The organism is Micromonospora fluostatini (assembly GCF_050410825.1).
Classification (GTDB): Bacteria; Actinomycetota; Actinomycetes; order Mycobacteriales; family Micromonosporaceae; genus Micromonospora; species Micromonospora rosaria.
On the sequence record NZ_CP191251.1, the window covers coordinates 1,512,546 to 1,525,722 of the forward strand.

The window sequence follows — 13,177 nt, forward strand, 5'->3', positions numbered from 1 at the left end:
GTCGAGAGAGGACGCCCCACCCGATGAAGCCCGCAGAGTCCCGGTACGACCTGACCGTCGCCCTGACCTACTACACCCCGTACATGAGCGGGGTGACCCACACCGCCCAGACCGTCGCCGAGGGGCTGGCCGCCCGGGGCTGGCGGGTGGCCGTGGTGACCAGCCAGCACGACCGCTCCACCCCGCGCCGGGAGACCATCAACGGGGTGGACGTGTACCGGGCCCCGGTGCTCGGCCAGATCACCCGCGCGCAGATCAGCCCGGCGTACCCGCTGCTGGTCGCCCAGCTCGCCCGCCGCTCCGACGTGCTGTACCTCAACCTGCCGATGGCCGAGGGCGCCGTGGTCGCCCAACTCGTCCGGTCCACGCCGATCGTGAGCATGCTGCACATCGACCTGTACCTGCCGCCCGGCCTGCTCAACCGGGTCGCCGTGGCCGCCTCCGACGTCACCTCGTGGGCGGCGCTGCGGCGCTCCGCCGCCGTGGTCGCCTACAGCGACGACCAGGCCCACGCGTCGAAGTTCTGGCCGCTGATGCGCCGCAAGGAGCACCGGTTCATCCCGGCGCCCTGCCTGGACCGTCGGGGCGGGCAGCCCCGGTACCGTCGCACGGGCGGCCTGCACGTCGGCTTCCTCGGCCGGATCGTCGAGGACAAGGGCATCCCGTACCTGGTCCGGGCCTTCCGGAAGATCACCGACCCGGACGCCCGGCTGCTGATCGGCGGCAACTACAAGACCGTGATGGGTGGGGACGACCTCGCCGCCATCCGGGCCGAGATCGGCGCGGACGCCCGGATCCAGGTCCTCGGGGAGCTGCGCGGGCAGGAGATCGACGACTTCTACGCCTCGATCGACGTCTTCGCCCTGCCGTCGGTGGCCGAGTCGTTCGGCATCGTCCAGGCCGAGGCGATGATGTGCGGTGTCCCGTCGGTCACCACCGACCTGCCCGGCGGCCGGTACCCGGTGCTCGCCACCCAGTTCGGCCGGGTGGTGCCGCTGCGGAGCCCGCAGGCGCTGCACACCGCCATCACCGAGCTGGCCGCCGCCCCCGCCGACTGGCGTGACGCCAAGGCCCGCGAGGCCCGCAAGCTGTTCCACGCCGACCGTGGCGTCGACGCCCACGAAGACCTCTTCAACCTCGTCCGCGGCCACCGCGCCTCCCGCTGACCCCGAGAACAGGGGCGGGCGCCCCGTGGTGACGGGGCGCCCGCGTGGGGGACGGTCCAGGGGGCCGCAGGTCAGCTCGTCGGGAAGTTGTCCGGCGTGCGGATCCGGTTGCGCATGAAGTTGCCCGACTCGGTGAGCACCGACGTCCCGGTGAACTGGGTGCCGTTGCAGGTGCCGGGGCGCAGGGCGGCGCTGGTCTCGGCCTTGTCGGAGAAGGTCCAGTTGGCGTAGCTGATCTTCAGCCGGTCCAGCAGGTCGAGCCACTGGGTGCTGCTGGCCAGGTCGGCAGCCCCGTCACCGGTGTACGCCACGGTGCCGAACTCGGTGACGAACATCGGCAGCCGGGCGGCGGCCCGCTCCAGCTCGGCCCGGTAGTTGTCCTTGTGGGACGCGGCGTAGAAGTGGAACGCGTACATGACGTTGCTGGCGTTCACCGGGTTGTTGACGACCTCGGTGGAGTTGCCGCCCTCGGAGACGCCCAGCGAGGACCAGGCGCGGGTGCCGACGACGACGACCGCGTCCGGGTCGTTGGCCCGGATGATCGGGATGACCTGCTCGGCGTAGTTCTTGATCGTCGACCAGCTCACCCCGTTGGGCTCGTTGGTGATCTCGTAGATCACGTTGTCCTTGTTGGCGTGCCGGGCGGAGACGGCCGCGAAGAAGGTCTTCGCCCGCTCCAGGTTGTACATCGGGTCACCCGGGGTCAGCGTGTGGAAGTCGACCAGGGCGTACATGCCCCGGGCGGTGGTCTTCTCGACCAGTTCGTTGACCCGGGCGGTGAAGCCGGCGGGGTCGGTCTCGTACCCCTCCTCCTGCACGTACATGGAGATCCGGAACAGGTCCGAGTTCCAGTCGGTGGCGATGGCGTCGAGCGCCTGGTCCTTGTAGCACTGCGGGAACCAGTGGAAGCCGTGGCTGCTCATGCCCCGGAGCTGGATCGGCTTGCCGTACTGGTTGCAGAGGTTGTTCCCGCACACCCGGAGCTTGCCGTTGATCGCCACCGGGGTCTGCCCGCCCGGCGGCGGCGTGGTCACCGGCGGGGTGGTGGGCGGCGTGGTCGGCGGCGTCGTGGGTGGGGTGGTCGGCGGGGCGGTGGTGGGGGTGGTGCTGCCGGTGCAGACGGTGCCGTTCAGCGTGAACGACGTCGGGTTCGGGTTGCTGGTGGTCCAGCTCCCGTTGAAGCCGATGTTCGTGGACGCCCCGGTGGCCAGGGAGCCGTTGTAGCTCAGGCTCCGCGCGGTGACGGCGGAGCCGGACTGGTCGTACGTCGCCGACCAGCCCTGGACCACCCGCTGCCCCGAGTGGGGGAAGGTGAAGCCCAGGGTCCAGTTGCTGATCGGATCGCCGAGGTTCTTGACGGTGACGGAGGCGGTGAAGCCTCCGGACCAGCTGTTGGTGGTGTACGTGACGGCACAGCCGGTGGCGGCCATCGCGTTCGCGGCGGGCAGCAGGGCCGACGCGCCCAGGGTCAGTGCGCAGACGGCGCCGGCCGCGAGCAGGCTCCGTCGCGACGGGCGGGGGTTTTGTCTCATCGGGACCGTCTCATTCCGGTGGTGGTGTGCGGGTATGCCGGTACGGGAGCGCTCCCACGGCAGCTTAGAGCCGTGGTAACCGACGTGCAACATGTAGATGTGTCGAAGTGTCCATGATTTGCTGGCGCATCCCGTCCGCGCCTGTAGCGGGTGTCAGGTAACTTACGGTGATCATGTGGAGGCCCTTCGGCACCGCATCCTGGTCCACAGCGGAGCCACGCCGGCCGACGCCCGGCCGGGCGGCAGCCGTCCCCCGAGATGGAGGCGCCCATGCCGTCTGCCCACCCGTCCGTCCCCCGCCGTGCCCGGACGTCCCGACCCCGCCGGCTGGCGGTGGCCCTGGCGGCCGTCCTGCTCGCCGGTGTCCTGCCCACCTCCGTCGCGTCCCCGGCCCAGGCCATCGTCGGCGGCAACCCGGTGGTGGCCGGCGACCTGACCTTCGTCGCCGAGGTCCGCAACACCGCGATCGGCGGGCTGTGCACCGGCTCGCTCATCCACCCGAGCTGGATGCTGACCGCCGCGCACTGCGCCGCCCCGACCTCGGTCGGCGACGTGTTCGTGCGGGTCGGCAACAACGTCTCCGGTACCGGCGGCGAGCCGCGCCGGGTCACCCGGATCATCAGCCACCCGCAGTACGTCGGCGGGCACAACGACGTCGCGCTGCTCGAACTCAGCACGCCGGTGACCACCGTCGCCCCGGTCCGGCTCGCCACCCCCGCCGAGGCCCACCTCTGGGACGGCGTCCAGGGCGGCCCGTTCAGCCCGTACGACGACGGCATCGCCACCGGGTGGGGCCGGGACGGCTCCGGCGGGCTGCCCAGCCGGTTGCAGTTCGTCGGCGTCTACATCACCCCGCCGGCCCCGGACAACCTGGGGATCAAGCGGATCATGGTGGACCGGGGGCCGTGCCAGGGCGACAGCGGCAGCCCGCTGCTGGTCCGCTCCGGCGGTGTCCTGGTGCAGGCCGGGGTGCTCAAGGGCGCGAGCTGCACCGGCGCCGCCTCCTACAGCGAGGTCGGGGCCGGCACGAACCGGACCTGGCTGTTCGGCCAGCTCACCGCGCTGCCGTACACGCACTTCGGGACCACCGACTGGGACCGGGACGGCCACCAGGACATCGTGGCCCGCGAGGACGTCACCGGCACCCTGTGGCTGTACCTGGGGGACAGCCGGCGCGCCGTGCCGAACGCCCCCCGGGTGCAGATCGGCAACGGCTGGCGTGGCTACAGCCCCGTCGGGGTGGCCGACTGGGACCGGGACGGCTACCCGGACATCCTCACCCGCAACGACGGTACCGGCGACCTGTGGCTCTACCCCGGCGACGGCCGGCGCGGCTACTCCCAGGCGGTACCGGTCCGGATCGGCACGGGCTGGGCCGGGCACACCCCGCTCGGCGTGGCCGACTGGGACCGCGACGGCAACCCCGACGTCGTCGCCCGGCAGGACAGCACCGGTGAGCTGTGGCTGCACCCCGGTACCGGCACCCGGGGCGTGCCGGGCACGACGCGCGTCCTGCTCGGCTGGGGCTGGAACTCCTTCACCTCGTTCGGCGTGACCGACTGGGACCGCGACGGTCACCGGGACGTCGTGGCCCGGGACAACGCCACCGGGACCCTGTGGCTGTACCCGGGGGACAGCCGGCGCGGGGTGCCGACGGTCGGCCGGGTGCAGATCGGCAACGGCTGGGCCGGGTTCAGCCCGTTCGGCGCGGTCGACTGGGACCGCGACGGTCACCAGGACATCCTCGCCCGGCACGACGCCACCGGTGACATGTGGCTGTACCCGGGCCAGAGCGTCCGCGGGTACCCCAACGTCGCGCGGGCGCAGCTCGGCTGGGGCTGGTAGCCCCCGCCGCCGGGCGCCCTGCCCCCACGCGGCCGTCCGGCCGCACCGGACGGGTCAGCCGGTCCCCACCGGCCGCATCGGACGGGTCAGCGGTCCCCGCCGGCTGGCCCGTCGGGCGTCGAGGTCGCGGTGTCGGCGGACGGTGCCGGTGGGCGGTGGCCGGTCGGTGCCGAGGTCAGGGCAGCCGGGCGACCGCGCCGTAGATGGACGTCTCGGCCAGGGGCGGGAGCTGTGCCTCCGGCACCTCCGGACGCCACCGGCTGACCGGCACGATGCCCGGCTCGACCAGGTCCAGCCCGGCGAAGAACCGGGCCACGTCGGCGTGCGAACGCGGGTACCCGTCGGCGCGGAACCGCCCGGCGGCCACCTCGGCGAGCATCCGCTCGGCCACCTCCGGCGGGATGAAGTCCATGGTGACGTGGGTCATCGCCAGGTAACTGCCGGACGGCAGGGCGTCCAGCAGCCGGGTGACCAGGTCGTACGGGCGATCGTCGTCGTCGAGGAAGTGCGCCACCGCGACCAGCATCAGCGCCACCGGCTGGGACAGGTCCAGCGTCCGGCGCAGGTCCGGGTCGGCGAGGATCTCGTCGGGGCGGCGCAGGTCGGCGTCGAGGTAGGCGGTGGCGCCGCTCGGCGAGCTGGCCAGCAGCGCCCGGGCGTGCACCAGCACCATCGGGTCGTTGTCCACGTACACCACGCGCGACTCGGGGGCCGTCGCCTGGGCCACCTCGTGGGTGTTGTTCGCGCTGGGGATCCCGGTGCCGATGTCGAGGAACTGGCGGATGCCCGCCTCGCCGGCCAGGAAGCGCACCGCGCGCTGGAGGAAGCCCCGGTTCTCCCGGGCCACGGTGCGGATGGCGGGGTAGAGCGCGGCGATCTGCTCGCCGGACTCCCGGTCGGCGGCGAAGTTGTCCTTACCGCCCAGCCAGTAGTTGTACCGGCGGGCCGGATGGGCGACCGTCGTGTCGATCCGGTCCGACAACCGGCCGGCGACGTTCTCCGCAGGGGACGACGCGGTCACCACTGACCTCCGCACACTCGACGACGCGGGCCGGGACGGGCCAGCCCGCTCATCCTAGTGTCCGCACCGGACGACGCGTCGGTCCCGGCCAGCCACAACGGACGGTCGTGCTGCGCGCGCCGGGGTGTTAACAGGGGCCCCTTCCTCTACCGTATGCGTTAACAGGGGGCCCTTCCTTACACCCGGCCGGTGAGGCGGCCGAGTTTGATGGCGAGGTGCAGGCAGAGGCGTTCGTTGCCGTCCTTGAGGTCGGTCTCGGCGAGCTGCTCCACCCGTTGCAGCCGGTAGTACAGCGTGGTCCGGTGCAGCCGGAGCTTCTCGGCGGTGGCGTGCGCGTTGCCGGCCAGGTCGAGGTACGCCTCCAGGGTCTCCAGCAGCACCTGGTAGCTGTCGTCGCCGAGCAGCCGTTCCAGGCCCGGATGCACCCCGGCGATGTCGAGGTGCTGGCTGTCGAGCTGGGAGAGCACCCGGTAGATGCCGAGGTTGGCCCAGGCAACCACCGGGCCGAGGGCGGGTAGCTGCACCCCGATCCGGGTCGCCTGGACGGCCTCCTGGTACGACCGGACGGCGTGGGACAGGTGCGAGTGCGGCTGCCCGATCCCGGTCACCGTACGGTCCACCGAGGCCAGCCCCCGGGTGGCGCTGGACAGCGCCTCGTGCAGGTACCGGGCGGCGGTCTCCGGGGTGGGCCGCCCGGCGACCCGGGTGCCGCAGATCAGCAGCACCCCGTGGTCGTGCCAGACCAGGTGCAGCGACTCGCGGACCCCCAGCCACCGGCGGGTGGTGACCAGCGCCTGTTCCAGCGCGATCCGGGCGACCTCGTCGGGCTGCTGCCCGGCGGCCGGCACGAGCTGCGCGACCAGCGCGGTGGCCGGGCCGGGGCCGACGACCCGGCCCTCCTCCAGCAGCGCCCGCGCGGCGTGCTCGCGCGCCTCGCGGCTCTCCACCAGCAGGGTCCGGGTCGCCTCGGTCTCCCGCTGCGAGGCCAGCTCGCCGAGCAGGTTCTCCCGGTACAGGGCCAGGGCCAGGTCGGCGAAGGCGCCGGTGGCGGCGGCGATGTCGGCGTCCGACATCGACCCGTCGGCGTCGATGAACCAGACGAACCCGAGCAGCAGTTCCTCGTGCCAGATCGGGACGCAGACCCGGGGCAGCAGGTCCAGCTCCGCGTCGGCGGGGGTGCGGATCGGGTCACGGGCGGTGAGCACGCCCATCGCGCGGAACCAGGCGATCACCTCCGGCGTGGTCTGCCGGCGCAGGATGGACATCCGCCGGACCTCGTCCATCGGGCCGTCGTGGTCGCTGTAGACGACCACCCGCTGCCGCCGGTCCTCGATGAGAGCGGGTCGACCCACCCGGGCGGCGACGGCGTCGACGATACGTTGTAACTCACCTTGCATGGATCGATCTCCCCTGATTGTGCTGCTGACAGGGGTCGGCAGGCACAGGCCCTACCCTCCGGTGCCGGCCCGCCTCGGCGCAAGGTCCACTGGTGAAGTGCCGACAAAAGGACGGATCGTACGGCGGCTGTTCCGGCATTTGTTCGATGACCCCGCCGGTCGGCCTTCCTATCGTTCCGGTACGAGGGTGCGGAGGAACCCGCCCGCGGTGACGACATGTCCGTGCTGCCGGCGATCCCGGCTCCCGTGACCCGTCCCCCCTGCTCGCCGGCCACGGTCGTCCCGACGGCGCGGTGCAGGGTGGACGGCGCGTCCCCAGGTCGTGCCCCGTCCCGGGCGCAGCTGAGGAAGGAAGGCCGCAGTGGCAGCTCAGATGCCCTGGCGGGGGGTGCTGGTGGCGGTCACCACACCGTTCCGCGACGACCTCACGGTCGACCTCGACCGGCTCCAGGAGCAGGTCCGGTGGCTCGCCGAGGAGGGCTGTCACGGAGTGTCACCGGGTGGGACGCTGGGGGAGTACCAGACCCTGTCCGACCGGGAGTGGCTCGACGTGGTCGCCGCGACGGTGCAGGCCGCGCCGCCGGGCTGCGCGGTGGTGCCGGGCGTCGGCGGGTACGGCAGCCGGCAGGCCCGGCGGTGGGCGGAACGGGCCGTCGGGGCGGGCGCGGACGCGGTGCTCGCCCTGCCGCCCGACGGGTCGGTCGCCCGGGGGGCCGACGTGGTGGCCCACTTCCGGGAGGTCGCGGCGGTCGGGATGCCGGTGGTGGTGCACAACGACCCGGCCGCCGCCCGGCTGGACCTGACGCCGGAGCTGCTGGCCACGGTCGCCGAGGTGGACGGGATCGTCGCGGTCCGGGAGGTCTCCGGGGACGTGCGCCGGGTGCACCGGATCCGGGACCTCTGCCCGCACCTCGACGTGCTGGCCGGCGCCGACGACGTCTCGCTCGAACTCGTCCTGTGCGGAGCCACCGGCTGGATCGCCGGCCTGGCCAACGCGCTGCCCCGGCAGAGTGTGCGGCTGTTCCAGCTCGGCGTCGAGCGGGACCTGGCGGCGGCGTTGCCGCTCTACACCGACCTGCACCCGGTCTTCGGCTGGTCGGCGCGGCCGGAGGCGGTGCCGGCGGTCAAGCTGGCGATGGAGTACGCCGGGCGGTACGGCGGGCGGTGCCGGCCGCCGCGCGGGCCGCTGTCCGGGCCGGTCGCCGCGCGGGTCCGCCAGGACGTGCTGCGGGCCCTGACGGCGACGGTGCCGGCGGTCGGGGAGACCGTGCCGGAGGCGGCGTTTCCCGGGGGTTTCCCGGCCTGATCTCCTGCGTTTCGGTTCGTCACCGGTCCTTCAGGTGTCGGAAGCCGTCCGTCCACGTGCCGACATCTGCACGGTGACCCGCACCCGTCGACACTCCTAGATTCGCTGCGCGGCCCGAACATCAGGTGTTCACCCCGCGCCGGGGACATCTGACGCCGCGTTTCCCCGACGAGAGGTGATTCCGTGCACCTTGGTACCCCCAACCGATCCCGACTGCGGCGTGCAGCGCTCGCCGCGGTCCTGGCGGGCACGCTCGTGGTGACCGCCGGGGCGCAAGCCTCCGCCGCACCGGGCAACCCGGCCGGCGGCAACGGGCCCTTCCAGGTCTTCGACCCGCAGAACTGGCAGAACCCGGACACCATGACCTGGGCCGACTACCGTGACGTGCCCGGCAAGAACTGGGCCGACCCCACCGTGAAGGGGTCGGAGCGCAACTTCAGGATCGCTCTGGTCACGTTGGACTACCCGGACCAGCCGTTCGCGGTGACCCAGCGGGCCCGGTCGACGGTCTTCGGCAACCCGCAGGCGGTCGCGGCGAACATCCCCCGCGCCAACGTGCCGAAGTTCTACGAGGACTTCCTCAACACGCCGAACACCCTCAACCGGGGGCACACCCTGCACGAGTACTGGATGCAGGACTCCAACGGCAAGTACGGCGTCGACCTGACCGGGTTCGGGCCGTACCAGATGCCGGCCAAGTCCTACCAGTACGGCATCGACAACAGCTTCAACCCGGGGGCCTGCCCGAGCGGGGAGACCTGCAACCGCAACATCCGTACCGACGGGCTGGGCGCCTGGCGGGCGGCGGTGGGCGAGGACGTCGCCAGCCAGTACGAGCTGGTCTTCATCCTCAGCGCCGGCCAGGACGAGTCGTCGACCTGGCAGGAGTTCGGCGAGATGATGTTCCAGAACAAGGAGGACATCCCGGACGCGTGGGGCCCGCCGGACCCGAACATGCCGAACTGGGCGCGCACCCGGTACGTGGAGTGGACCTCCTGGAAGGCCGCGTCGACCCTGTGGCCGAACGCCGGTGGCGGCTCCTCCACCCAGGGCGAGAGCTCCGGCATGGGCGTGTACGCCCACGAGCTGAGCCACCTGCTCAGCATCGGCGACAACTACAACAACCCGTACGGCAACCCGCCGCGCCGCGCGTACACCGGCATCTGGAGCATGATGTCGCGCGGGTCGTTCAACGGGCCGGGGGGACCGCACACCCGTTGGCAGATCCCGCCGACCAACGGCGGCTCGCTGGGCTCGCTGCACACCCTGCGTGACAAAATCAAGATCGGTCTGGTGGACGAGCAGAACGTCCTGCGGCTCTCCCGCGAGGCGCTGGCCTCCTCCGGGCTGGTCGTCGCCCAGGTGACCGCCCGCGCGGTCGACCCGGGACCGAACGGCCTGACCGGCGTCAACATCGCGATGAACCGGGACCGGTCGCCGGCGTGCAGCGCCAGCACCGACCCGTTCTGCGACGGCGGCAACTTCAACAACTACACCGTCGAGGTCGTCGACCGGATGGGCGCGGACTCGTTCCAGCCCGACGCCGGGGTGCTGCTGAGCAAGACCAAGAACGCCGACAGCGCGCCGTTCCAGTGGGTGGTCGACGCCAACCCGCAGGACATCGACATGATCGACTTCTACAAGCCGGACGGCACCCCGCAGAAGATCACCATCGGTGACTACCGGCAGCTCTCCGACGCCCTGTTCCACGCCGGGGCGAGCACCGGCAGCCAGTACGAGTACGTCGACGAGGCCAACCGGCTGCACTTCTACATCATCGACCTCAAGCGCGACAACACCGGTGTGCTCTCGTACACCGTCGCGGTGCGGTCGCTGGACGGCACCGGCGGGCCGAGCACCCACGGCGTGAAGCTGGGCCAGGGCGCGGTGACCAGCACCGGCAAGGTGACCAACCGGGGCGTGACCTGCTCCTTCGACCTCACCAACACCGGCACCTGGTCGGCCGGCGGCGAGCGGCACCCGGAGAACGTCAACGCCTACCTGAAGTCCGACGTCTACCGGCTCTCGGCCGAGGTCGCCGGCAAGGGGTACCGGGTCTGGCTGCCCAACGAGCTGGCCACCGCCAAGTTCGGCGGGTCCACCACGGTCAAGGTGTCGGTGGGCGCCAGCGCCGACGCCGCGGCCACCGGCTTCGTCAAGCTCACCGCCACCTCGGAGAGCGACCCGACGAAGACGATGACCAAGCAGTGCCGGGTCGAGAAGAGCTGACCGGCCACTGAGACCGACCCCGTTCCCGCGGGGCCCCACGACGGCGTGCGACGATCCGTCGCCGGGGCCCCGCGGGCGCGGGCGGGAGGAGGACGACGTGCGGCGACGCACCACCACCCGGGCCGGCGCGCTGCTGGCGCTGCTGCTGGCCGGCACGGCCGGCGTGGCCGGCTGCACCGGCGACGACGCCGCGCCGGAGGACGTCTCCGCGACGACCGTGCGGGTCCTGGTCCGCGACATCAACCTCCGCCCGGTGGGCGCCGACTGCGCCGGCACCGGGGGATACCAGTACTTCCACCACAAGGCACCGTTCCGGGTCCTCGACGGCGAGGACCGGGCGCTGGTCACCGGCACCCTGCCGGCCGGTACGGCGGTGGCCGTCTTCGACGAGGACCTGGGGGTCGAGCGGGTGCCCACCTACTGCGAGTTCGCGGTACCGGTCAGCGTGCCGCAGCGCGCCGCGTACCGGCTGGAGGTCGCCGGCAAGCCCGCGCACGACCTCACCTCGGACAGCAGCGAGGGGCCGGCCCTGGTGGCGGTGGTCCCGTGACCCGGCGTCGCCTGCTGCCGCTGCTGCTGGCACTGCTGCTGGCCGGCACGACCGGGGTGGCCGGCTGCACCGGCGACCCCGCCGAGCCGGCCCCGCCGCCCGCCGGCGGCGCCGCCGCACTGCCCGGCCCGGTCCCCACCGACCTGGCGCTGCGCCCGGCCCCCGAGGGGGCCCCGGCCGCGCCGGCCTTCACCGGCACGCTCACCGACGGCACCCCGCTCACCGCCGCGCAGGTGTGGGCCGACCGCCCGGTGGTGCTCACCTTCTTCAGCTCGTGGTGCACCATTTGCGCCGACCGGCAGGACGCCCTGAGCGAGCTGGCCGGCACGTACCGCGACCGGGTGGTCTTCGTCGGGGTCGCCGCCGTCGACCAGCCCGACGACCTCCAGGAGTACCTGCGCGCCCACCGGGTGGAGTACCCGGTGGTGGTCGACGAGGAGCAGGTGGTCTGGCGCTCGTACGCGGTCCGGGAGCCACCGGCCGTCGTGATCGTGGCCAAGGGCGGCGCGCTGCTGCGCGGCTGGCCGGGCGGGATCGAGGTCGCCGAGCTCGACCGGCGACTCCGGGAACTGGTGCTGGCCGAGACGCCGTAGGGTCGTCCGGGGCCGGCGGCGCGGTCGTCGACGGCTGCCGGTAACCCGGCCGACACCGGTCGTTGCCCGAGCGGTCGGCACCGCGTCGACCTGGCCGGATGGGGTGGCCCGCAGGGAAGGGGAGTCGGCCGAACGGGCCGGTGCCGGCTGGCTGTCCGGTCCCTGTCCCGGACACCGATCATGATCTAGCGTCCGGGGCGCGGAACGCCTGCTCACGGGCTGCGGGGCCGCGCTCCTGGGGGGAAAACTGTGCAATCTCGCGATCACGCCGCCGAGCTGACCGGCCGGGGCCGTCCCGACCCGGAGCCCGCCCGACCACCCGGATGGCGCCCGCTGCGGGTGGCGATGATCGGCCAGAAGGGGCTGCCGGCCACCTTCGGCGGGATCGAACGGCACGTGGAGGAGATGGCCAGCCGGCTTGCCACCTTCGGCCACGAGGTGACCGTCTACTGCCGGGACAGCTACGGCGGCGTCACCACCCCCGAGTACCGGGGCATCCGGCTGCGCCGGGCCCGGACCGTGGCCAGCAAGCACCTCGACGCCATCGTGCACTCGACCACCTCGACCGTGGCGGCCATGACGGAGCGGCCCGACGTCGTGCACTACCACGGCCTCGGCCCGTTCCTGCTGGCCCCGCTGCCCCGGTACGCCGGCCGGTCGGCGGTGGTGCTCACCGTGCACGGCCTGGACAACCAGCGCAACAAGTGGGGCCGGGCGGCGCGGGCGGTGCTCGGCACCGCGTACCGGCTCAGCGGGCCGGTGCCGCACGGCCTGGTCACCGTCTCCCGGGGGCTCGCCGCGCACTACGAGTCCCGGTTCCGGCGGCCCGCCCACTACATCCCCAACGGGGTCGCCACCCCCAAGCACCTGCCGCCCCGGGAACTCGACCGGTTCGGGCTGACCCCCGGCGGGTACCTGCTCCTGGTCGGCCGGCTGGTCCCGGAGAAGTCCGCCGACCTGCTGGTCCGCGCGTTCCGGCGGCTCCCGACCGACCTGCGGCTGGCCATCGTCGGCGGCTCGGCGTTCACCGACGAGTTCGTCGCCCGGCTGCGCCAGGAGGCCGCCGCCGACCCCCGCATCGTGTTCACCGGGTTCGCCTACGGCGACCTGCTCGCCGAGCTGTACTCGCACGCGGCGGCCTTCGTGCAGCCGTCCCGGCTGGAGGGGCTGCCGCTGACCCTGCTGGAGGCGGCCTCGTACGGGCTGCCGGTGGTGGCCAGCGACATCGAACCGCACGTCGAGGTGCTGGAGCGGGACGCGCCGGGCCGGCGGCTGTTCCGCGAGGGCGACGGCGACGACCTGCTGCGGGCGCTGGCCACGGCGACCAGCGACCTCGAGGCCGAACGGGTCGGCGCCGGGGAGCTGCGCGACCGGGTCCTGGTCGAGTACAGCTGGGACACCGCCGCCCGTGACCTGGAACGTCTCTACCTCGACCTGGCCACCCGGCCGCGACGCGGCGCTCCGGACGACCCGTCGGTCACACCCGGCGCAACGGCCCATGTGCCCCGCCGGCGGCACCCGTTAGATTAGGCCGTTCT

Annotated in this window: 10 protein-coding genes; 7 read left to right on the top strand and 3 right to left on the bottom strand. The window is 72.9% G+C overall.

Going from position 1 to position 13,177, the window contains the following annotated elements:
* Window positions 1-23: 23 nt before the first annotated feature.
* Window positions 24-1,166, top strand: a complete 1,143-nt coding sequence (locus tag ACQUFX_RS06385; RefSeq protein ID WP_428965095.1) for a glycosyltransferase family 4 protein — start codon at window positions 24-26, stop codon at window positions 1,164-1,166.
* Window positions 1,167-1,237: 71 nt separating this feature from the next.
* Here ACQUFX_RS06385 and ACQUFX_RS06390 read toward each other — a convergent pair whose 3' ends face one another.
* Window positions 1,238-2,698: a cellulase family glycosylhydrolase gene (locus tag ACQUFX_RS06390; protein WP_428965096.1), complete on the bottom strand. Its 1,461-nt coding sequence runs from the start codon at window positions 2,696-2,698 to the stop codon at window positions 1,238-1,240.
* Between the two features lie 270 nt (window positions 2,699-2,968).
* Between ACQUFX_RS06390 and ACQUFX_RS06395 the strand changes: the two genes are divergently transcribed.
* Window positions 2,969-4,543: an FG-GAP-like repeat-containing protein gene (locus ACQUFX_RS06395; RefSeq protein ID WP_428965097.1), complete on the top strand. Its 1,575-nt coding sequence runs from the start codon at window positions 2,969-2,971 to the stop codon at window positions 4,541-4,543.
* A 175-nt stretch (window positions 4,544-4,718) separates the two neighbouring features.
* Here ACQUFX_RS06395 and ACQUFX_RS06400 read toward each other — a convergent pair whose 3' ends face one another.
* Both ACQUFX_RS06400 and ACQUFX_RS06405 read right to left on the bottom strand, forming a co-directional pair.
* Entirely contained in the window at window positions 4,719-5,564 is an 846-nt protein-coding gene (locus tag ACQUFX_RS06400; RefSeq protein ID WP_428965098.1) for an SAM-dependent methyltransferase, read from the bottom strand.
* A gap of 176 nt (window positions 5,565-5,740) precedes the next feature.
* On the bottom strand, window positions 5,741-6,961 hold the full coding sequence (locus tag ACQUFX_RS06405; protein ID WP_428965099.1) for a PucR family transcriptional regulator: 1,221 nt from the start codon (window positions 6,959-6,961) through the stop codon (window positions 5,741-5,743).
* 361 nt (window positions 6,962-7,322) lie between these two features.
* On the opposite strand from ACQUFX_RS06405, the gene ACQUFX_RS06410 reads away from it, so the two are divergent.
* The 5 genes from ACQUFX_RS06410 to ACQUFX_RS06430 all read left to right on the top strand — a co-directional run bounded on the left by ACQUFX_RS06410 (window position 7,323) and on the right by ACQUFX_RS06430 (window position 13,169).
* On the top strand, window positions 7,323-8,267 hold the full coding sequence (locus ACQUFX_RS06410) for a dihydrodipicolinate synthase family protein (protein ID WP_428965100.1): 945 nt from the start codon (window positions 7,323-7,325) through the stop codon (window positions 8,265-8,267).
* Between the two features lie 183 nt (window positions 8,268-8,450).
* Window positions 8,451-10,496 carry a M6 family metalloprotease domain-containing protein gene (locus ACQUFX_RS06415; protein WP_428965101.1) on the top strand — a complete coding sequence of 682 codons (2,046 nt, stop codon included), beginning with the start codon at window positions 8,451-8,453 and terminating at the stop codon, window positions 10,494-10,496.
* A 97-nt stretch (window positions 10,497-10,593) separates the two neighbouring features.
* Complete coding sequence (locus tag ACQUFX_RS06420) at window positions 10,594-11,046, top strand: hypothetical protein (RefSeq protein WP_067369033.1); 453 nt, start codon at window positions 10,594-10,596, stop codon at window positions 11,044-11,046.
* A complete protein-coding gene (locus ACQUFX_RS06425; RefSeq protein ID WP_428965102.1) occupies window positions 11,043-11,639 on the top strand; it encodes a TlpA family protein disulfide reductase in 597 nt (198 codons plus the stop codon). The genes ACQUFX_RS06420 and ACQUFX_RS06425 overlap by 4 nt, the downstream gene beginning before the upstream one ends.
* Before the next feature lie 249 nt (window positions 11,640-11,888).
* Window positions 11,889-13,169: a glycosyltransferase family 4 protein gene (locus tag ACQUFX_RS06430; RefSeq protein ID WP_428965103.1), complete on the top strand. Its 1,281-nt coding sequence runs from the start codon at window positions 11,889-11,891 to the stop codon at window positions 13,167-13,169.
* The last annotated feature ends 8 nt before the right edge of the window (window positions 13,170-13,177 follow it).